The organism is Microbacterium sp. PM5 (genome assembly GCF_003293595.1).
GTDB lineage: Bacteria > Actinomycetota > Actinomycetes > Actinomycetales > Microbacteriaceae > Microbacterium.
The window spans coordinates 372,750-391,529 of record NZ_CP022162.1 but is presented as its reverse complement, the minus strand read 5'-3'; the positions used below and the strand labels follow the sequence as shown (position 1 = coordinate 391,529).

The window sequence follows — 18,780 nt, the reverse complement described above, 5'->3', positions numbered from 1 at the left end:
CGCGCGTGAGACGGTTCTCCGCGTCGATCGGCCGTGTCGTGGCCGACGGCCGGTTTCTGAGCCCGTGGTCGCTCGCGGCGACGTTCCCGTTGTCGATGACCATCATGGCGCCCGTGGGCGCGGGCGTGGATGTCGCGGCGCTGGTTCCGGCAACGCTCGCCACGACGGCATGCTTCGTCCTCGCACTCGGGGCCCTCGCGCTGCTCGAGCGGCGTCTGACCGCCCCGCTCGTGCGAGCCGTGGTGGTGGTCGTCGGCGTCGTCGCGTGCGCTGCACTGCGTCCGCTCGTGCAGGACGGATGGGCCGCGCTATGGTCGCTGCCGGTTCCTGCGGCGGCGCAACTACCGTTTCGTATCGCGACGAATGTCGTCGTCTGGCCGGTCGTCCTCGCGATGATCGCCGTGCTCGAGAACGCCGTGCACACACTCCGTCGCACCAACGCGCTGCTGCGCGAGGTGGCGGCAGAGTTGGCCGCCGCACCCGACCGCGCCGTCGTCATCGACCGGTATGCGCGCCGCGAGGTGGATGCCGCGGCATCCGCTCTCGGCCGAGCGATCGAACGATGGGATCCCGCGGCGGGGCCGGGCGGCGTGCGCGCGCTCGGTGCGGAGGACTTCCGCACGTGGAGCCACCGCCTGCAGCGGATGGCCGATGATGCGCCGACGAGCCCGGCGCCGCAGGTGACTGCCACCACCGCTGGCATCCCGACCCGCCGTCACTCCCTGACGCTGCCGCCCTTCCGTCTCCCGCCACGCGGTGCGGTCGCGATCGTCTACATCGCCTGCACACTTCCCTACGCGCTGCGGACGACAGGCCCCGGCGCACTGATCGCGGGCCTCGTCGCCGTCGTCGTCGTGACCGGCCTTGTCGACCATGTCGCGCGCCGCCGAGCGTTCGCGCGCAGCGCCCGCCGCGCCGCCACGGTCTATCTCCTGGGCGCGGCGATCGGCGGAGTCGCGTTGTCGGCGCTGACGACGATCTCCGGACATCGCGGTCTCATCACGCTTCTGCCGGCCGTCGACTACGTCGCCTTCGCACTCGCGGCCGGGCTGTGCGCCGGCGCCGTGCAGAGACTGCGACGAGAACAGCGACGACTCTCGGGCACGATCACCCGCGCCCAGCGCGCGTCCCGCGAGGGCATCGGCCCCGTCAGGGAGGGCCTGCGTCGCACGGCCGAACTGCTGCACCGCGACGGGCAGGGAGCGTGCGTGCAGTTCGCACTCACCCACCCGCAGCCGTCCGCCGCCGAGTCCGCCGCGCTGCGCGACGACTTGATCGCTCTCGTACATCGTCTTGCTTCGACCTATACCGATGCCGACCCCGGCGCCGATGCCGCGGCGTTACGGGCGCTGCTGGCGACATGGGGGCGGGTGATCGCGCTGCGCACGACGCTCGACCCGCGGGCGCTGGACGCGCTCGATGCGCACCCCCGGCTCGCCCGCGATGTGTACGACGTCATCGCCGAGGGGCTGCTGAACGCCGTCAAGCACAGCGACGAGAAGCGCGCGGACGTGGCCCTCGATATCGTCGCGACGGGGGCGGGCAGCCGACTGCGCGCACGCGTACGGTCGCGAGGACGAACGACGCCGGATGCCGAGCTGCGGCCGGCATCGCACGTGCGCGACCTCGGCGCGCGACTGCATGCGGACGGTCGCGACACGGTGCTCGAGGCGAGCTTCACGCTGCCGACCGGCGCTGCTGTCGTGTCAGCCGAACATCCCGAAAACCAGGCCGCACCCCCGTCATAACGTCGTCATCGCACCCCCGGACACCCGGCCCGGGGACAGCGATGAAACGGAACCGACGTGAACGACCTGCACAACCTTCTTCCCCTCGCGGTGGGCATGCTGCTGTCCCCGCTGCCCATCGTGGCGATCGTGGCGATCGTGCTCGCCCCGCGTGGACGCTCGTGCGCTCCCGCCTACACCGCGGTCTACACGCTCGTCGCGTTCGCCGTCACGGGGCTGGGCGCACTCGGCGCGGCCCGCGCGTCGGCATCGAGCAGCCCCGCAGCGCAGACGGTCTCACTGATCCTGGCGATCGTCCTCGCCCTCGGCTTCACCGTGTTCGCCGTCGCCAGCTGGATGTCGCGTCCGAAGAACGGCACGCCCGCGACGGCGCCGAAGTGGCTCGCGGCGATCGACAGCGTCACCCCGCTCTCGGCCGCCGGCCTCGGACTCGTGATGGCGGCGACCAACACCAAGAACATCCCCCTCGAGCTCAAGGCCGGCGCGCTCATCGGCGAAGCGCACCTCGCGCCGCTCGCCGCCGTCGGGCTGTGCCTTGCCATCGCGCTGGCCGGTTCACTGCTGCTCGTGATTCCGGCCCTCGTCCAGCTGACCGGCACGGCCCGCGTGCACTCCGCCCTGCAGGCGCTGAAATCGCAGCTGATCATGCACAACGCCGCCATGATGACGGTACTGTTCGCGATCCTCGCGGCGAACGAGCTGGCACAGGTCATCCATCGCCTGGCCGCCTGAGCGCCCCACCTCGCCTTCTCCGCCTCTCGTTCCGAAAGGACCTCACATGTCGAACACCACCCAGACCCCTGACACCCTGACCCCCTGCATCGTCACCGCCCCGGCGGGCACCTTCCGCGGCGCCGTCCGCAACGACGTCCGTTCGTGGCGCGGCATCCGCTACGCCGAAGCCCCGGTCGGCGAGCGCCGCTGGCGCGACCCGGTGCCGGCAGCCGCCGCGACCGGAGAGGTCGACGCCACCGCGTTCGGGCCGGCCTGTCCCCAGGTGCGCACGCCCGCGATCGCCCTGGGCGAGGACGCCGTGCTCGACGAGGACTGCCTGATGCTCAACGTCTGGGCACCCGGCGCCGACGCTGCGGCGGGCGCACGACCGGTGATGGTGTGGCTGCACGGCGGCGCGTACACCTTCGGGGCGTCCAGCCAGCGCACGTACGATGCGACCTCGCTGGTCACACGGGGCGACGTGGTCGTGGTGACCATCAACTATCGCCTGGCCGCTTTCGGCTTCCTCGATCTGTCGGGTCTTCTGCCCGACGGCGGCTTCGATCGCAACCTGGCGCTGAAGGACGTGCTGCTCGCCCTGCGTTGGGTACGGGAGAACATCGCCGCGTTCGGCGGCGACCCCGACCGGGTGACCGTGTTCGGCGAGTCCGCCGGCGGCGGCCTGGTCACGACGCTGCTGGCGACGCCGTCGGCCGAGGGGCTCTTCCACCGCGCGATCGCGCAGTCCTCCCCCGCGTCGAGCATGTACGGCATCGATCGGGCGCGCGACGTCGCGGAGCGCTTCGTGCGCGAGCTCGGCATCGACCAGACGGATGCCGCGTCCACCGCCGCGGCGCTGCGCGCGGCATCCGCCGACGAGCTCGTGACCGCCGGGATGACGGTGTACGCGCAGGTGCCCGACGAGGCACCCGGAACGTTGGCGTTCGCGCCGATCGTCGACGGCGACCTGCTGCCGGAGGCACCGGCCACGGTGCTGCACGAGGGTCGCGGACTACCGGTTCCCCTCATGATCGGCACCAACAAGGATGAGGCGTCGCTGTTCAAGTTCATGAAGTCGCCCCTCATCCCGATCACCGAAGAGCGCATCATGGCGATGTTCTCCGACATGGCCGCCGATAACCCCACTGTCGAGCTGCCCTCGGTCGCCCAGGTGCAGACGGCGTACGAGAACGTGCGCAAGAACGCGGTGGGGCTCGGGGTCGCCCGCGACATCGGCTTCCGCATGCCCACCGTGTGGATCGCCGAGGGGCACGCCGCGGCGGCCCCGGTGTGGCTGTACCGCTTCGATCACGCGACACCCTTCCTGCGATTGATCGGTCTCGGCGCGACGCACGGCAGCGAGCTGGCCTACCTGTGGGGCGTCTTCGCGAGCGGCCCCAAGGACCCCACGTTCCGCCTCGGCGGCAAGCGCGCGGGCGAGGTGATCTCCGCCCGCATGCAGGAGCGGTGGGCCGCCTTCGCGCACGGGCGCACACCCGATGCGGACGGCGTCGCCGGCGCTCCGCACTGGCCGGCCTACGACCCCGCCGCCACCCGCGCGACCCTGGTCATCGAGCGCCACGACACCGTCGTCGATGACCTGGATGCGGCTCTGCGCGCTGCGTGGGGCGATCAGGTCCTCGACTTCCACTGAACCCACGCGGCCGTCACACGCTTTCGAAGGAGCTCCTCATGTCCGACACCTGCAGCGCCGCGACTCCCCTCAGCCGCGACCGCCTCGCGCCCGCCATCGCCGCGGCCGGCGCCACCGTCAGCCCCGCGCACTACGGCGCGCCCGCAGAATCGGGCGAGCGGAGCGCCCCGACCGCCACAGCGGACCTCCTGGTCGTCGGCCGGATCGCGACCGGCGACCCCGCGGCTCCGAGCGCGGAGGCGATGGCGGTGCGCGACGGCCGCATCGTCGCACTGGGATCGGCGGCGGAGCTGGACGGGCTGACCGGCCCGGCGACGAAGATCCTGTCCCCCGACGGCGTGGTGATCCCCGGTCTCATCGAGCCGCACGCGCACATCTGGGTGTCGCTGCTCACACTCGAGTGGGTCGACGTCTCGCACGCCACCTGTCCGCGCTTCGACGACGTCATCGCCGTCCTGAAGACGGCTGCGCACGCGACACCCGCCGGTCAGTACGTGCTGGCGAAGCTGTTCGACCCGAGCCTGTACCCCGGTGAGCCGGCCCTCACCCGCGACATCCTCGACCGGGTCGCGACCGACCGTCCCGTGGTCGTGCTGAATGCGTCGATGCACTTCGCCTACGCCAACAGCGCAGCCCTGGATGCCGCCGGCATCACCGACGCCACACCGCAGCCGAGCGGGGGCACGCTGGAGAAGCGCGAAGGCAGGCTCACCGGCGTGGTCGGCGAGTCGCCCGCGGTGACGATGCTGCTCGCGCACCTGCCGCGTCCGACAGCGGCGGAGGTGGGCCGCGGCATCCGTCACGTGTTGAACGAGTTCGCTGGTGCCGGCGTGACCTCGATGCGCGAAGCGATGACCGGCACGCTGGCCGGCGTGAGCGAGATCGCGATGCTGCACCAGCTCAACGGGGCCGAACGCTTGCCGGTGCGAGTGTCGACGGCGCAGTTCTCCTCCCTGGCGGGGTGCGCGACGCCCGCCGAGGTCGCCCAGGCGTGGAAGGCGGCCGGCGTCACGCCGTTCAGCGGAGATGCGATGGTGCGCGCCGACGCGTGGAAGATCGTGGCGGACGGCTCGAACCAGGGTCGTTCCGGATACTTCCTGCAGCCGTATCTCGGCGAGACCTCGGGAGGCCACGCGAACTGGACGCCGGAGAGCCTGCGCGAAGTGATGCGCGCCGGTCTCGACGACGGTTGGCAGCTGATGATCCACACGAACGGCGACGCGGCGGTCGAGTTCGCCCTCCAGGCCGCCGAAGAGCTGCTGCCGGGGCGCGACGCTCTCCGGCACCGCTTCGAGCACGCCTCAGTGACCACCGACGACCAGCTCGCGCGGATGGCCGCGGTGGGAGTGTCGCCGAGCTTCCTGATGGACCACGTCTACTACTGGGGTGCGGCGTTCCGCGACACGATCCTCGGCCCCGCGCGCGCCGCGCGACTGGACCGCGTCGCGTCGGCCCTCCGCGCGGGGCTGCGCCCCAGTCTGCACTCCGACTACAACGTGACGACGGTGCAGCCGTTGCGCAGCGCCCGCACCGCGGTGCTGCGCCGTCTGGAGGCCGACGGCACGGTGCTCGCGCCGGACGAGCGCGTCAGCGCGGCCGAGGCGCTGTCGGCGATCACCGCGGATGCCGCCTGGCAGATCCACGCCGACGATCGCGGCACGCTCACGGCCGGACGCCGCGCCGACTTCGCGGTCGTCGACGCCGATCCGTGGACGAGCGATCCCGAGAGCTGGGATCGCATCGCCGTGAACGCCACCTACATCGACGGCGTCCCCGCCTTCACCGCCTGAACGATTCTCCGCACGTCTCTCTCACTCGAAAGCCCCCATGACAACGACACCACCGACATCCGTCGTGCGCTCCGCGCACACCCTCGCGATCCCCCTGCTCGGCGTGCTCGCCGCAGTTCAGGGCTCCGCCCCGAACATCGCCGCCACCGCACTCGTGGGCGCGAGCCGCGGCCTCGACATGGTCGGCGGCGATCAGGCGCTCGCGGCATCCATGCAAACCCTCGCGATCGCCGCCTCGGTCATCACCACAGGCCTGCTCGCCGACCGGATCGGCCGCCGCCGCATGCTCGTCGCCGCCCTCGTGACAGGTCTCGTCGGCCAGCTGATCGTGGCCGCCGCGCCGATGGCGCTCGTCTACATCCTCGGTCAGGCGGTGACGGGCGTCGGCCTGGGCGCCGTGTACGCCGCCTCGTTCGCCTACATCCAGGTGCTGGCCGCGCCGGGCCGGCTCCCTGCGGCCGTCGCGACGTTCGCTGCGTGTTCGGGCGCGGCCGGAGTGCTGTTCACCTTCTCGGGGGGCCTGCTCGCCGGAGTCGACTGGCGCCTCGCGTTCGTGCTCGTTCCCGTGCTGTCGGCACTGTGCGTCCCCGCCGTCCTCGTGCTTCTGCCGTCGGTCGCCCCCACCGTCACGGAGAAGCGCGACGTGGGCGGACAGGTTGCGCTCATCACCGGCATGGTCGTGTTCCTGTTCGGCGTCTCACAGCTCGCCTCGTCGCTGACCAGCCCGCTGACGTGGGGAGCCATGGCGCTCGGCGTCGTGCTTCTCGGCGTCTTCGTCTGGTCGCAGACGCGGGTCGCGAACCCGTTCTTCCCGGTCGCGCTCTTTCGCCGACCCCTTTTCCTCGCGGCGCTCTGCGCAGGCTTCGTCTTCAACGCCGGCGGCGCCGTCGCCTTCTTGCAGCTGTCGAACGTGTGGCAGTACGTGCTGGCTCTGACCCCCAGCAGCGTCGCGGTGTGGCAGCTGCCGGTGTCGCTCGCCTCGATCGTCGGGGCGATCGTGCTGGGGCGCCTGATGACCCGCGGCATGAGCCCGCAGACCTCCCTGCTGGTCGGCGGCATCCTCTCCGCCGCGGGCTTCGGGGCGGCCTTCCTCGCCCGAGACGCCTCCACGCCGCTGGCGTTCGTACCCGCCGGCATCCTCATCGCCTTCGGTATCACCGCCGCGGCGCTTCCGTACGGGACGCTCGTGCTCAGTGAGGCTCCGGCCGACTTCTACGGACCGGTGACCAGTTCGCGCACGACCTTCGGGCAGCTCTTCTCCTCCCTCGGTACCGCACTGTCGACCGCCGTGATCACCCAGCTCACGATCTCGGGGATCACCGCCCGCCTGTCGGCGGCGGGACTGACGGATGCCGCGGTGCACACCGCTCTTGTCGGCGTCGGCACCTACGCGAAGGACGGCACGCGCCCCGACGCGCAGGTGTTCGATGCCGCGGTGGCCGCCTACCGCGACGGGTTTGGCGCACTGATGGTCGGCATGGCTGTCGTCGCGCTGGCGGCGAGCATCGTCGGCGCGGCCCTGATCGCTCGCGCGTCGCGGGCCGTGCCGACCTCCGGTAGCGGTGGCGCACCGTCATGACGCCTGCTGCGGCGGGTACAGCCGTCGCAGCACGAGTCGCTGGCCGAGGGTCCAGGTGACGGTCGTCAGCAGGTAGACCGCTGCCGCGAGGGGAACGAACAGGGCCGCGACGGCAGTGAGGAACGGCGCCGACGCGGTCAGCGTGCGCTGCCATGCCGGCAGCGTCGCCGCGGCTGTCGGTCGCAGCAGACGCCGCGTGAGTTCACCGACGAACGCGATGAGCAGCACGATGACACCGAACACCGCAGCGGCCGCCGGAACGACGCCGCTCGACACCGCGGCGACGGCGCTCTGACCCAGCGACACACCGAAGAGGTGTTCGGCCAGCAGCGGATTCGCGTGCCCGGCGATCGATCCGTGCAGGAAGACGGCGTACACGAGCCCGACGATCGGCGCCTGAATCAGAAGCGGAAGACACCCGGCCGCCGGCGAGACGCCTTCGGCGCGGTAGAGCGCGAGGGTCTCGCGCTGCAGCCGCTCGGGGTGCGCGCGCCACCGCTGCTGCAGGGCGCGCAGCCGCGGCGCCAGGCGCGAGCGCGCCTGATCGGCTTTCGCCTGGGCGACACCGGCCGGGACGAGCGCCGTCCGCACGAGGAGGGTGACGAGCACGACGGCCGCGGCGGCGGCCGCCGGGCCGGCGACGGGGGCGAGAAGGGCGGTGAGGGCCATGAGCCCGCGTGCCGAGAGGTCGAGCAGAGCCGCCAGGGGCGGCAGGGTGAAGAGGTCCACGAGTTGTCCATTCCGACGAGGCGATCAGGGTGAGCTGTTCGGCCGCGAAGGGATGCCGTGAGTGGCGTCCGGACGGGGTGACTACGCGGCCGGGAGAGCCGCGCTCGGACCTCTGCGGAGGATGTGACCGGGTGCGTCGGGATCGCTCTGGGCCACGGGGGCGCGCCGCACGTCGCTGCGCGCCGACCGAATGCGATCGCGGGAGGTGCGCTCGCGCGCGGTCGCCGACACCGCGGCCATGACCACGGCCGCGGCGGCAGCCGCCGCGATGCCCGCGGCGACGACCGCCAGCGAGGTGAGCGGTGAGGCTCCCGCGGGCACGACGCCGACGGCGACGCCGATCGCGCGCAGCACGAGGACGAACGCGTCGGTCATCGGCGGTCCTCCCTCTCAGCCGCGGTCGGACCCCCAGGCTAGCGGAAGGACCTCATCGCTCCGACGGTGCGGACGCGTCTGCGTCGGTGACGCCGGTGCGCCCGCCGAGTCCGCGAACGAGCACGCCGACCGACTCGGCGAGCGCGCGGGAGCTCAGCCGGCCCACGCCGGTGGCATTGACGAACGCGTGGATGTGCCCCTCGACGACCTGCAGCGTCGTCGGCACCCCGGCATCCCTCAGTCTTTCGGCGTAGGCGATGCCCTCGTCACGCAGCACGTCGAAGCCCGAGACGGCCACGTGCGCGGGCGGCAGCTTCGTGAGCGCGGACGCCTCGGCCCGTAGCGGCGAGGCGAACGGCTCGAGCGCATGCGCGGGCGTCGGCAGGTAGTGCCCGCGGTACCAGTCCATCTGCTTCTCCGTGAGGAAGTAGCCGTCGGAGAACAGTCGGTAGGAGCGGTGCTTGCCGGACAGATCCGTGACCGGGAAGAACAGCAGCTGGAAGTCGGGCGCGCCTGCCGCATCTCCCACGGTGGCAAGGCTCACCACCGCGCTCAGATTGCCGCCGGCGCTGTCGCCCGCGACCGCGATCGGGCGGCCGGGCCGGTGCTCGCGCACCCAGCGGTAGCTGTCGATCGCGTCCTCGACGCCCGCGGGGAACGGGTGCTCGGGTGCCAGGCGGTAGTCGACCGAGATGACTTCCAGGCCACTGGTGGCGGCGATGAACCGGCACACCGAGTCGGCCGAATCGAGGCTGCCGACCACCCACCCGCCGCCGTGGAAGTACACGACGGTGCCTTCGGCCTCGGGCACGTTCTGATAGCGGCGCGCCGGAGCAGCCCCCGCACGCGTCGGGATCTCGATGTCCTCGACGCTCGCGACAGGCAGCGAGCCGCCGAAGATGCGGGCTTCGGCATCGATCTGGGCCCGCGCGCGATCCAACGGCAGGTCGGAGAAGTCGGAGCCGGGCAGTGCATTGAGCAGCCGCAGCGCCATCTGCACCTCGGTGGCGAGGCGCTGGCCGTCCACGACGACGGGCCGACCGGCGATGACCCGTTGGATCGGCTCGGGAAGCGCGCCGAGGGTGCGGATGACCGCGCGCATCACGCGTTCGGAGGCGGCAGGAGTGTCGGGCATGGTGGCTCCTCGGGGTCGGCGGCATCGACGATTCGCGGGCGAGCGGTGGGCCCGTCGGGACGGGATGCGCTCGACGATAGCGACCGACGGGACTTTGTCACGGTCCGTCTCCGCCAGCGCGCGGACATCATCGGCCAAATACAATGGCGCGCATGTCCGAGCGCCGCGCCGTCACGCCGTCTTCGGCCGTCATCACCCCGAACATCATCCGCTACCTGTTGCAGGTGGCCGATGAGCACGGCGTCTCCCTCGAGCGCGCCCTGCGCGCGGCATCCCTGACCCGGAGCGCGATCGACTCCCCCGCTCTGCGCGTGTCGTACCGGCAGGGGCGCGTGATCATCGAACGGGCGCTCCTGCTGCTGCCCGTGCCGGCGCTCGGGCTCGAGGTGGGCCGCCGCCAGCCGATCACGGCCTCGGGGCTGCTCGGTCTCGCGATGATGTCGAGCGCGACCTTGCGCGATGCCGTGCGGGTCGGTCTGCGGTTTCAGAATCTCGCGGGCTCGATGGTGCGCTGGAGTTCAGCGGAGGAGGCCGGCGGACTGGTGGTGACCGCCGCGCTGCAGGAACAGGCCTCAGCGGTGGGCACGTTCCTCGTCGAAGAGGGGTTTGCGAACATCACGAGGATGGCTCGCGACGTCGCCGGTCTCGCGGCGCCCCAGCTGGTCGAGCTGGCACACGCGGCCGGCGCCGAGCCGGCGGTGTACCGCGACTACTTCGGCGGCGCCGTGCGGTTCTCCGCGGCGCGCAACGCCTGGCATGTGCCCCTCGCCGCCGCGCACGCCGCGCTTCCCAGCGCCGACGCCTGGACGCACCGCGAGACGGTCGCACTGCTGGAGACGCAGACCGAGAGCATCATCGAGCGCCAGGAACTCGTCGCCGTGCTCGCGACGCAGGTCGAAGACGCCCTGCCCGACGTGCTCCCGCTCGCGGCGCACGCTCGTGCACTCGCGACGAGCGAGCGGACGCTCCGGCGGCGACTGATCGAGGTGGGAGCGAGCTACTCGGGCGTGCTCGACGACGTGCGCAAGCGCCTCGCCGCCGAGCTGTTCGCCTCCCCCGTGCTGACGACGGCCGAGATCGCCTTCCGCCTCGGCTATGGCGACGACCGCTCGCTGCGGCGCAGCACCCTGCGGTGGTTCGGCGCCTCCCCCGCGGCGCTGCACGCCGAGGCGCGACGCCCGCCGATCGTCCACTGATCGCGCCAGGGATGGATCAGGTCATGTTGTGTGGCCGATCATGTCCGATTCCTGGATGCCGCGAGTCCGCTGTCCGCCGTGTGCTCCGCCGTACCGTGATCACCTCACCCGCACGAAGGAGCGCTGATGAACACGTCGCCCACTGCTGCCCGCCCCGTCGACTCCACGGTCTGCGTCATCGGCGCCGGCCCCGCCGGGCTCGCCGTCGCTCGCGCACTCAGCGAGAAGGGCATCGACTACACGCACCTCGAACGCCACTCGCAGGCGGGAGGTCTGTGGGACATCGAGAACCCGGGCACCCCGATGTACGAGTCGGCGCACTTCATCTCCAGCCGCACCGTGTCGGGTTTCTCCGGCTTCCCCATGCCCGAGGACTACCCCGACTACCCGGGTCACGCGCAGATCCTCGCCTACCTGCGATCGTTCGCCGACGCCTACGGCCTCACGCCCCGCATCCGCTTCGACTCCACCGTCACCGCGGTCGACGACCTCTCCTCGTCGACATCGGGCGCCCCGCGTTGGCGTGTCACCCTCGCCGACGGCACTGCGACCGAGCACGAGCGCGTCATCGTCTGCACCGGCAGCCAGTGGCATCCCTTCGTTCCCGAGATCCCGGGGTCATACGCCGGCGAGGTGCGCCACAGCCTCGAGTACCGTTCGCCCTCGGAGTTCGCCGGCAAGCGGGTGCTGATCGTCGGCGGCGGCAACTCGGCCTGCGACATCGCGTGCGATGCGGCCCGCTCGGCCCAGCGCGCCGCGATCAGCATGCGCCGCGGCTACTGGTTCATCCCGAAGCACGTGTTCGGGCTTCCGTCCGACATCGTCGGCGGCAAGGGGTCGTTCCTGCCGAAGCCGCTGGAGCGGGCGATCCTGCAGCCGGTGCTGAAGCTGCTCACGGGAGACCCCACGCGGCTCGGCCTGCAGAAGCCCGACCACAAGCTGTTCGAGACCCACCCGGTGCTCAACTCGCAGCTGTTCCACTACCTCCAGCACGGCGACATCGTCGCGCGTCCCGGCATCCGCCGCGCCGACGAGCTGTCGGTGGAGTTCACCGACGGCACACGGGAGGAGTTCGACCTCATCCTCATGGCCACCGGGTACCGGCACCGCGTGCCGGTCGCGCAGCGCTACTTCGGCGACGAACAGCACCCCGACCTCTACCTCAACTGCGTCTCCCGCGACCACGCCGGCCTCTACGGCGTCGGCTTCATCGAGACCAACAGCGGCGCGTACGGACTGTTCGACCAGCAGGCCCACCTGCTGGCGTCGTTCATCGCCGGCGCCCGGACCGGCGACCCGGCAGCGGCCGAGTTCGGGCGCCTGCGCATCGCCGACGCGCCCGACCTGTCCGGCGGCCTGCACTTCGACTCCTCGCCGCGCCATCGCGGCTACGTCGACGCCGATGCGTATGTGAAGTACGTGAAGAAGCTGGCTCGCCGCCTCGGCTGGGCGCTGGAGGGCCAGGCTCCGGATGCCGCGTCGCGCCGCACCGCGCGGGCAGCGGAGGTCGCGGCATGAGCTTCGACTACCGCGACAAGGTGATCGTCGTCACGGGCGGCGCCGGGGGCATCGCGCGTGCGTTCGCGGGCGAGGCCGCCGCACGCGGCGCGATCCTCGCTCTGGTCGACATCCGCACCGAGGCCGCAAAACGCGCGGCTGCCGCGCTGCCCGGTGAGGGCCATCGAGGGTTCGCCGGTGACCTCACCGACGACGAGCAGGTGGACCGTGTGCTCGGCGAGATCGGAGCCGCCTACGGCCGCATCGACGTGCTCATCAACAACGTCGGCATGACGAGCGCGGAGCGCTTCGACGCCCGGTCGGTGGCGAGCATCCGACTCGAAACCGAGGTGAACCTCCTGTCGCCGCTGGTGCTCACGCGCCTGGCCCTGCCGTTGCTGCACCGCTCGCGCGACCCACGCGTGATCACGACCGTCTCGCTCGGGGGCATCTTCCCTCTCGGGGAGACGCCGATCTACACGGCGTCGAAATTCGGGTTGCGCGGTGCGATGCTCTCGATCGGGCTCGATCTGCGTCAGAAGGGGATCATCGCCGGCTCCGTGCTGCCGTCGGCGACCGACACCCGCATGTTGCGGCAGGAGGCGATCGACGGCGGCAACTCCCTGCAGTTCCAGGATCCGCCGCAGCCGCCCGCGGCGGTCGCCCGCGCCATGATGCGCATGCTCGACCGGCCGCGTCTGGAGATCTACCCGAAGCCGTCGGAGTCGGTGCTGATCCGCCTCGCCATGCTCGTACCCAACGCCCTGCCGCAGCTGATGCGCGGCTTCCGTCGTCGCGGCGAGCGCGGCATGGCCCGCTACCTCGCACAGCTGGAGCGCGACGGCCACGTCGTGCGTGACGGCGACGAGCTCGTTCTGAAGGAGACCGCGTGACCGCCACCCTTACCCTCCGCTCCCCCGCCGACGGGACCGTCCTCGGCGAGACGCCGATCACCTCGGCGGCCGAGGTGCACGCCGCGGCCCGTCGCGCCGACGAGGTCTTCCGCTCACGGGTGTGGTCGGGGCGAACGCCGCGAGAGCGCGCCACCGTACTGCTGCGCCTCGCCGATCTCATGGTGCGCGACGCCGAGACGCTGGCCCGCCTCGACTGCGAAGACGCGGGAAAGCCGATCACCGAGTGTCGCGAGAACGATGTGCCGTCGGCGATCGAGTCCATCAGATGGTTCGCCGAAGCCGTCGACAAGCAGCACGGCACGACGACGGCATCCGGACCCGACGTTCTCGCCTTCACCGAACGCGAGCCGTTCGGTGTGGTCGCGGCGATCCTTCCCTGGAACTACCCCCTCGCGATGGCCGCGTGGAAGGTGGGCCCGGCGCTCGCGGCGGGCAACAGCCTCATCCTCAAGCCCGCCGACGCGACGCCGCGTTCGGTGCAGCACCTCGCCGCCCTGGCGTCCGAGGCCGGCCTTCCCGACGGCGTGCTGCAGGTGCTGCCCGGCGACGGGCCGACGACCGGGGCGGCGCTGGCCGATGACCCCATCATCGGTGCGCTCTCCTTCACCGGCTCGACCGCGACGGGCCGCACGATCCTCGCCGCTGCCGCCGCGAGCAACCTCAAGCGCGTGAGTCTGGAGATGGGCGGCAAGAGCCCACAGATCCTGATGGACGACGCGCTCTCCTTCGGCGACGAGCTGATCGAGGGGATGGTCGAGGCTGCTTTTCTCACCTCGGGGCAGAACTGCACAGCCGGCTCGCGCATCCTCGTGCACCGCTCGATCCACGACGAGGTGGTGACCCGGTTCGCCGCCGCGGCAGCGGCGCTGCGCCTCGGCCACCCCGCCGACCCCGCGACGCAGCTCGGTCCCGTTCTCACCGCGGCCGCGGCGCGACGGATGACGGATGCCGTGGCGCAGGCGCATCGCGAGGGGGCGACGATCGTCACCGGCGGCACCGAGATCGACGTCGTGCCCGGTGGCCACTACGTCGCACCGACGGTGGTGACCGGCGTCGCCGCCGGATCGGACATCACCCGCCAGGAGCTGTTCGGACCGATCGTCACCGTGCAGGCGTTCGACACGCGCGACGAGGCGATCGCTCTCGCGAACGACATTCCCTACGGGCTCGCAGCCTCGGTGTGGACGACGCGGCTCGATGACGCTCTGGCGCTCGCTCGCGGCGTGGAGGCGGGGCTGGTCTCGGTCGGGACGTACAGCGAGGGCGACCTCGCGGTGCCCTTCGGCGGATGGAAGCAGTCCGGTTTCGGCGGTGTGGAGAAGTCGTTGCGCGCCTTCGAGCAGTGGACGCGCGAGAAGAGCATCTGGATTCGTCACCGGCCGTGAGAGCGGGCCGCGGCCCGTTCACCGACGCGTTCGGGGCGCGCACTACAATCGCGGCGTGATTCCTCCTCGTACGTCGTCGCGAGAGCGATGAGCGCCCCCGCGGCGCTGGCCCGCCGGCTGGGCCTCGTCGATGCGATCGCGATCGGCGTGGGCTCGATGATCGGCGCCGGCGTGTTCGCGGCGTTCGCGCCCGCTGCCGCGGCGGCCGGCTCGGGACTGTTGATCGGCCTCGCGATCGCCGCCGTCGTCGCCTACGCCAATGCGACGTCGTCCGCGCAGCTGGCGGCGCAGCTTCCGACGTCCGGGGGGACGTACGTCTACGGCCGGGAGATGATCGGCCCGTGGTCGGGGTTCTTCGCCGGGTGGTCGTTCGTCATCGGCAAGACCGCCAGCTGCGCGGCCATGGCGTTGACGTTCGCCTCGTACGCCGCCCCCGCGGGGTGGGAGAAGCCCGTCGCCGTCATCGCGGTGCTGGTGCTCGCGGCGGTCAACACGGTCGGGGTCACCCGTACCGCGGCCCTCACGAAGGTGATCGTGGTGGTCGTGCTCGCCGCGCTCGCGCTCGTCGTCGTGGCCGCCTCGGCATCCGGCGCCGGCTCCGCCGACAACCTGGCCATCTCCGCCGGCCCTCACGGCTGGTACGGCGTGCTCCAGTCGGCCGGGCTGCTGTTCTTCGCCTTCGCGGGGTACGCCCGCATCGCCACGATGGGCGAGGAGGTGCGCGATCCGCGCCGCACGATCCCCCGCGCGATCGTCCTCGCGCTGAGCCTCGCCCTCATCGTCTACGTCGCGATCGCCCTCGCCGCGCTCGCCACCCTCGGCCCTGACCGACTCGCGGCCTCGTCGGCACCGCTAGCCGACGTGGCGGCGGCGGGCGGGTGGACGTGGACCGCGCCGGTGGTGCGGGTCGGCGCGGCGGCGGCATCCCTCGGGGCGCTGCTGGCTCTCGTCGCCGGCATCGGCCGCACGAGCCTCGCCATGGCCCGCGCGGGAGATCTGCCCCACTGGCTCTCGGCGGTGCACCCGCGCTACGCCGTTCCCCACCGTGCGGAGCTGGTGCTCGCGGTCATCGTGAGTCTTCTGATCGTAACGACCGACCTGCGATCCGCGATCGGATTCTCGTCGTTCGGCGTGCTGCTGTACTACCTGATCGCCAACATCGCGGCGTTCCGACAGGATGCCGCGGACCGCCGCTTCCCCCGCGCGCTGCAGCTCGTGGGCATGATCGGCTGCGTGGCACTGGTCGCGACCCTGCCGTGGCCCTCGATCATCGGGGGCATCGTGGTCGCGGGCGTCGGCGTCGGCTATCGGGCGCTGCGGCTGCGGCGGGGCGGCTCCGCGTCGGTCTGACCGGGCCCGGACGCCGGCGTCGTCACCGCGTCGGGAGGCGTGAGCGCCGCAAACCAGGGCGCGGCGATCCGGTCCACCGCGTCCCGATCGAGTCGCGCCAGCGCATCGAGTCCGAGGAGGTGCCGCGCGATCGTCATGCCGAGGATGCTGGAGACGATCATGGCTGCGCGCAGCTCATCGTCCGCGTTCTCCGGCCCCTCCGCATCGTCGCGCCACGCCCGCACGAGACCGTCGGCACGTTCAGACAGATATTCGCGGAGGGCGTCGGCGGCCTCCGGCGCGGCAGGAGCGGATCGCAACAGCGCCTCGGTCGCCGGCGACAACGCACGCATCCGGGCCTCGAGAACCTCGGCCAGGTGGCCCGTCGTATCCGCATCATCGAGCGCAACGGCCGGCAGGACCGCCGCCGCGAACAGCTTCTCCTTCGAGCCGTAACGCTGCATGACGAGCGCGGGGTCGACTCCGGCGCGGCGCGCAATGCCGCGGATCGTCGCCTTGGCCCATCCGCCCGCCGCGAACTCCTCCTGGGCAGCGGCCACGATGCGCGCACTCGTCTCGGCACGCTGGTCGGCGCGCGATCGCTGCTCATTCATGTTTTCACTCTACACACGTTGAGCGAAGTGATAGCCTCGACTCAACAACCGTTGAGCGAAAGGACGTAGACGATGAAGAACTCCACCCCCGACCGACCGATCGCGCTGATCGTCGGTGCCTCCCGCGGCCTCGGCTTCGCGGTCGCGACGGAGTACCTCCGCCTCGGCTACGAGGTGTACGGCACCGTACGTAGCGACGCTCACACACCGCTTCACGACCTCCGCGAAGCCGGGAGCGATGCCCTCCACATCGAGCGCGTCGACGTGACGTCGACCGGCGAGATCGCGGCGCTGCACGACCGTCTCGCTGCGCAGCTGCGAGGCCGCACGATCGACGTGCTGTTCGTGGTCGCCGGGGTGTCGCTCGCCCCGCAGGAGGCGCGGGCGATCGACATGTCGGATACCGATATCGTCACGACGATGCTCACGAACGCGATCGCGCCGCTGCGCGTCATCGAGGGCCTCGACGATCTCGTCGGTCCCGACGCGACGATCGCGGTGATGTCCTCCGGCCAGGGAAGCATCGGTCGCAACGAGACCGGCGGTTTCGAGGTCTACCGGGCAAGCAAGGCCGCGCTCAACCAGCTCACGCGCAGCTATGCCGCTCGGCGCGGCGCCGACCGGCCCCTGTTGCTGATGGCGCCGGGTTGGGTGCAGACGGACATGGGCGGCACCGGCGCCCCGCTGAACGTGAGCGAGAGCATCCCCGCACTCGTCGCGACCGTGGAGCATCAGCGCGGCATCCCGGGACTGCGGTACCTCGACCGCCACGGCGAGCCCATCCCCTGGTGAGCGCGCAGGACGCCGCGGCGTCGACTCACGCCAGGGGCATCGACCAGGCCACCTCGATGCTCAGCCGACCGCTCTCTTGGAACATCCGCACCTGGTGGGTCTCGGCGAACAGCGCGGCGAGTTCGTCGCGGTCTGCGGGCGCGAAGCCGAGCGTCTGCCAGAACCCGCCGGATCGGCGGCTGAACAGCCACGCCGTCGTGGCCCCCTCGTCGGCCGCACGGGCCAGGGCAAAGCGGGCGAGAGCCGTTCCGCGACCGGCGGCGCGCTGGCGCGGGTGGACGGCGACGCTGCGGACGAGAACGGCATCCCCGGCGGCGTTCAACTCGTAGCCCGTGCTCCCGACGATCCGGCCCTCGGCGTCGCGCTCGATCCACAGGCGCACGTCCGGCTCGTCGAGCCCGCTGAGAGTCAGGTCGACCTCGCGGAGGAACGCGGTGAGATCGGCCACGGCATCCGCCCCGCAGGGTTCGAGCACGAGGGGGGCGGCGGCGCCGTCCGCGACGTTCACGGCTGCGGCGTGGCGATGCTGACCGGCATCCCCCAGCCCGAGAAGTGCTGCGTGGTCGTCGTCTGCGTGCCGGCCACCGACACCGTGGCCTGAACACCGGCGGGCACGTGCCCGGAGGTCAGCCAGAGCGTCATCTCCTGCACGTCGGCGCCGACGGCGCTGAAAGGCGCGTCGGCCTGCACACGCCAGGCGCGCGCCTGGGTGCCGTCGGGGAGGTCGACGACATCCTGGTCCTTCTGCACCGTCCAGGTCGGCGCGGACGAGATGAGCGATGCGGTGGCCGACGGGTCGGCGAACGCCCGGTAGGCCTGCCCGATGGTGCCCGCCAGCATCTTCTTCGGATCCGAGCTGGTCGCGTCTCCCTGCACCCAGGCGCCGTCGATCGTGACCCAGGAGGCATCAGGGGTGAGCACGAACGACGTCGTGCCGCCGCTGCTCGTGACCGTTCCGGACAGGGCAGGAGCATCGCCGAAGACGAAGTCCGCCGTCCCCGTCGTGCCGTCGGTTGCCGAGAAGGTCTCATGGCCGCTGCCCGCCGCCTTCGAAAAGCCCACGACGCAGGCGGCGAGGTCGGCGCCTGCGACAGCGGCATCCGCCGTCAGATCGACGGCGTCGCAGACGCTCGGCGCGGCGATGGTGGCGGGCCCGTTCGTCGCCGCGGACGGCGTGGGGCTCGCGACGGCGGCCGTCGTCGAGGCAGCGGGCGCAGGCCCGCCCGCGGCGCACGACGTCAGAGCCATCGTGGAGGCGAGAACGGCGAGCGTCAGAGCGGCAGGCAGAGATCGTCGCATGCGTCGAGCCTATGACAGCCGTCGTCGCTG

General features: G+C 71.7%; 17 protein-coding genes. 11 read left to right on the top strand and 6 right to left on the bottom strand.

What is annotated here, in order from left to right; genetic code table 11:
* The first annotated feature begins 5 nt into the window (after positions 1–5).
* The 5 genes from CEP17_RS01880 to CEP17_RS01860 are packed head-to-tail and all read left to right on the top strand — an operon-like array spanning position 6 to position 7,485.
* Positions 6–1,748 (top strand): hypothetical protein, encoded by a 1,743-nt coding sequence (locus CEP17_RS01880; protein WP_112931054.1) that lies wholly within the window; start codon positions 6–8, stop codon positions 1,746–1,748.
* Between the two features lie 57 nt (positions 1,749–1,805).
* Positions 1,806–2,480, top strand: a complete 675-nt coding sequence (locus tag CEP17_RS01875; RefSeq protein ID WP_112931053.1) for a GAP family protein — start codon at positions 1,806–1,808, stop codon at positions 2,478–2,480.
* A 46-nt stretch (positions 2,481–2,526) separates the two neighbouring features.
* Positions 2,527–4,116 carry a carboxylesterase/lipase family protein gene (locus CEP17_RS01870; RefSeq protein ID WP_112931052.1) on the top strand — a complete coding sequence of 530 codons (1,590 nt, stop codon included), beginning with the start codon at positions 2,527–2,529 and terminating at the stop codon, positions 4,114–4,116.
* A 38-nt stretch (positions 4,117–4,154) separates the two neighbouring features.
* Positions 4,155–5,906: an amidohydrolase gene (locus tag CEP17_RS01865; RefSeq protein ID WP_112931051.1), complete on the top strand. Its 1,752-nt coding sequence runs from the start codon at positions 4,155–4,157 to the stop codon at positions 5,904–5,906.
* A gap of 37 nt (positions 5,907–5,943) precedes the next feature.
* Entirely contained in the window at positions 5,944–7,485 is a 1,542-nt protein-coding gene (locus tag CEP17_RS01860) for an MFS transporter (protein ID WP_112931050.1), read from the top strand.
* Here the strand turns inward: CEP17_RS01860 and yidC are convergent.
* The 3 genes from yidC to CEP17_RS01845 form a co-directional block, all read right to left on the bottom strand.
* A complete protein-coding gene (gene yidC / locus CEP17_RS01855; protein ID WP_112931049.1) occupies positions 7,480–8,214 on the bottom strand; it encodes a membrane protein insertase YidC in 735 nt (244 codons plus the stop codon). The genes CEP17_RS01860 and yidC overlap by 6 nt on opposite strands.
* Positions 8,215–8,295: 81 nt before the next feature.
* A complete protein-coding gene (locus tag CEP17_RS01850; RefSeq protein ID WP_112931048.1) occupies positions 8,296–8,589 on the bottom strand; it encodes a hypothetical protein in 294 nt (97 codons plus the stop codon).
* Between the two features lie 52 nt (positions 8,590–8,641).
* Positions 8,642–9,724, bottom strand: a complete 1,083-nt coding sequence (locus CEP17_RS01845; protein WP_112931047.1) for an alpha/beta hydrolase — start codon at positions 9,722–9,724, stop codon at positions 8,642–8,644.
* A gap of 152 nt (positions 9,725–9,876) precedes the next feature.
* Between CEP17_RS01845 and CEP17_RS01840 the strand changes: the two genes are divergently transcribed.
* The 5 genes from CEP17_RS01840 to CEP17_RS01820 all read left to right on the top strand — a co-directional run bounded on the left by CEP17_RS01840 (position 9,877) and on the right by CEP17_RS01820 (position 16,066).
* Positions 9,877–10,920 carry an AraC family transcriptional regulator gene (locus CEP17_RS01840; RefSeq protein ID WP_239498565.1) on the top strand — a complete coding sequence of 348 codons (1,044 nt, stop codon included), beginning with the start codon at positions 9,877–9,879 and terminating at the stop codon, positions 10,918–10,920.
* 126 nt (positions 10,921–11,046) lie between these two features.
* On the top strand, positions 11,047–12,438 hold the full coding sequence (locus CEP17_RS01835) for an NAD(P)-binding domain-containing protein (protein ID WP_112931045.1): 1,392 nt from the start codon (positions 11,047–11,049) through the stop codon (positions 12,436–12,438).
* Positions 12,435–13,310 carry an SDR family NAD(P)-dependent oxidoreductase gene (locus CEP17_RS01830; protein ID WP_112931044.1) on the top strand — a complete coding sequence of 292 codons (876 nt, stop codon included), beginning with the start codon at positions 12,435–12,437 and terminating at the stop codon, positions 13,308–13,310. The genes CEP17_RS01835 and CEP17_RS01830 overlap by 4 nt, the downstream gene beginning before the upstream one ends.
* A complete protein-coding gene (locus CEP17_RS01825) occupies positions 13,307–14,716 on the top strand; it encodes an aldehyde dehydrogenase family protein (RefSeq protein ID WP_112931043.1) in 1,410 nt (469 codons plus the stop codon). Before CEP17_RS01830 ends, CEP17_RS01825 begins: the two co-directional genes overlap by 4 nt.
* 87 nt (positions 14,717–14,803) lie before the next feature.
* Complete coding sequence (locus tag CEP17_RS01820) at positions 14,804–16,066, top strand: APC family permease (RefSeq protein WP_112931042.1); 1,263 nt, start codon at positions 14,804–14,806, stop codon at positions 16,064–16,066.
* Here CEP17_RS01820 and CEP17_RS01815 read toward each other — a convergent pair.
* Complete coding sequence (locus tag CEP17_RS01815) at positions 16,021–16,659, bottom strand: TetR/AcrR family transcriptional regulator (protein WP_112931041.1); 639 nt, start codon at positions 16,657–16,659, stop codon at positions 16,021–16,023. The genes CEP17_RS01820 and CEP17_RS01815 overlap by 46 nt on opposite strands.
* Before the next feature lie 72 nt (positions 16,660–16,731).
* On the opposite strand from CEP17_RS01815, the gene CEP17_RS01810 reads away from it, so the two are divergent.
* On the top strand, positions 16,732–17,451 hold the full coding sequence (locus CEP17_RS01810) for an SDR family NAD(P)-dependent oxidoreductase (RefSeq protein ID WP_112931040.1): 720 nt from the start codon (positions 16,732–16,734) through the stop codon (positions 17,449–17,451).
* Between the two features lie 25 nt (positions 17,452–17,476).
* On the opposite strand, the gene CEP17_RS01805 is transcribed toward CEP17_RS01810, so the two are convergent.
* A complete protein-coding gene (locus tag CEP17_RS01805) occupies positions 17,477–17,959 on the bottom strand; it encodes a GNAT family N-acetyltransferase (RefSeq protein WP_239498564.1) in 483 nt (160 codons plus the stop codon).
* On the bottom strand, positions 17,956–18,750 hold the full coding sequence (locus tag CEP17_RS01800; protein ID WP_112931039.1) for a hypothetical protein: 795 nt from the start codon (positions 18,748–18,750) through the stop codon (positions 17,956–17,958). Before CEP17_RS01800 ends, CEP17_RS01805 begins: the two co-directional genes overlap by 4 nt.
* Positions 18,751–18,780: the final 30 nt, after the last annotated feature.

Coding starts and splice junctions, on each gene's coding strand:
- CEP17_RS01870 (WP_112931052.1), top strand. CDS start 2,527: ATGTCGAACACCACCCAGACCCCTGACACCCTGACCCCCTGCATCGTC.
- CEP17_RS01865 (WP_112931051.1), top strand. CDS start 4,155: ATGTCCGACACCTGCAGCGCCGCGACTCCCCTCAGCCGCGACCGCCTC.
- CEP17_RS01860 (WP_112931050.1), top strand. CDS start 5,944: ATGACAACGACACCACCGACATCCGTCGTGCGCTCCGCGCACACCCTC.
- CEP17_RS01850 (WP_112931048.1), bottom strand. CDS start 8,589: ATGACCGACGCGTTCGTCCTCGTGCTGCGCGCGATCGGCGTCGCCGTC.
- CEP17_RS01845 (WP_112931047.1), bottom strand. CDS start 9,724: ATGCCCGACACTCCTGCCGCCTCCGAACGCGTGATGCGCGCGGTCATC.
- CEP17_RS01840 (WP_239498565.1), top strand. CDS start 9,877: ATGTCCGAGCGCCGCGCCGTCACGCCGTCTTCGGCCGTCATCACCCCG.
- CEP17_RS01835 (WP_112931045.1), top strand. CDS start 11,047: ATGAACACGTCGCCCACTGCTGCCCGCCCCGTCGACTCCACGGTCTGC.
- CEP17_RS01830 (WP_112931044.1), top strand. CDS start 12,435: ATGAGCTTCGACTACCGCGACAAGGTGATCGTCGTCACGGGCGGCGCC.
- CEP17_RS01820 (WP_112931042.1), top strand. CDS start 14,804: ATGAGCGCCCCCGCGGCGCTGGCCCGCCGGCTGGGCCTCGTCGATGCG.
- CEP17_RS01815 (WP_112931041.1), bottom strand. CDS start 16,659: ATGAATGAGCAGCGATCGCGCGCCGACCAGCGTGCCGAGACGAGTGCG.
- CEP17_RS01810 (WP_112931040.1), top strand. CDS start 16,732: ATGAAGAACTCCACCCCCGACCGACCGATCGCGCTGATCGTCGGTGCC.
- CEP17_RS01800 (WP_112931039.1), bottom strand. CDS start 18,750: ATGCGACGATCTCTGCCTGCCGCTCTGACGCTCGCCGTTCTCGCCTCC.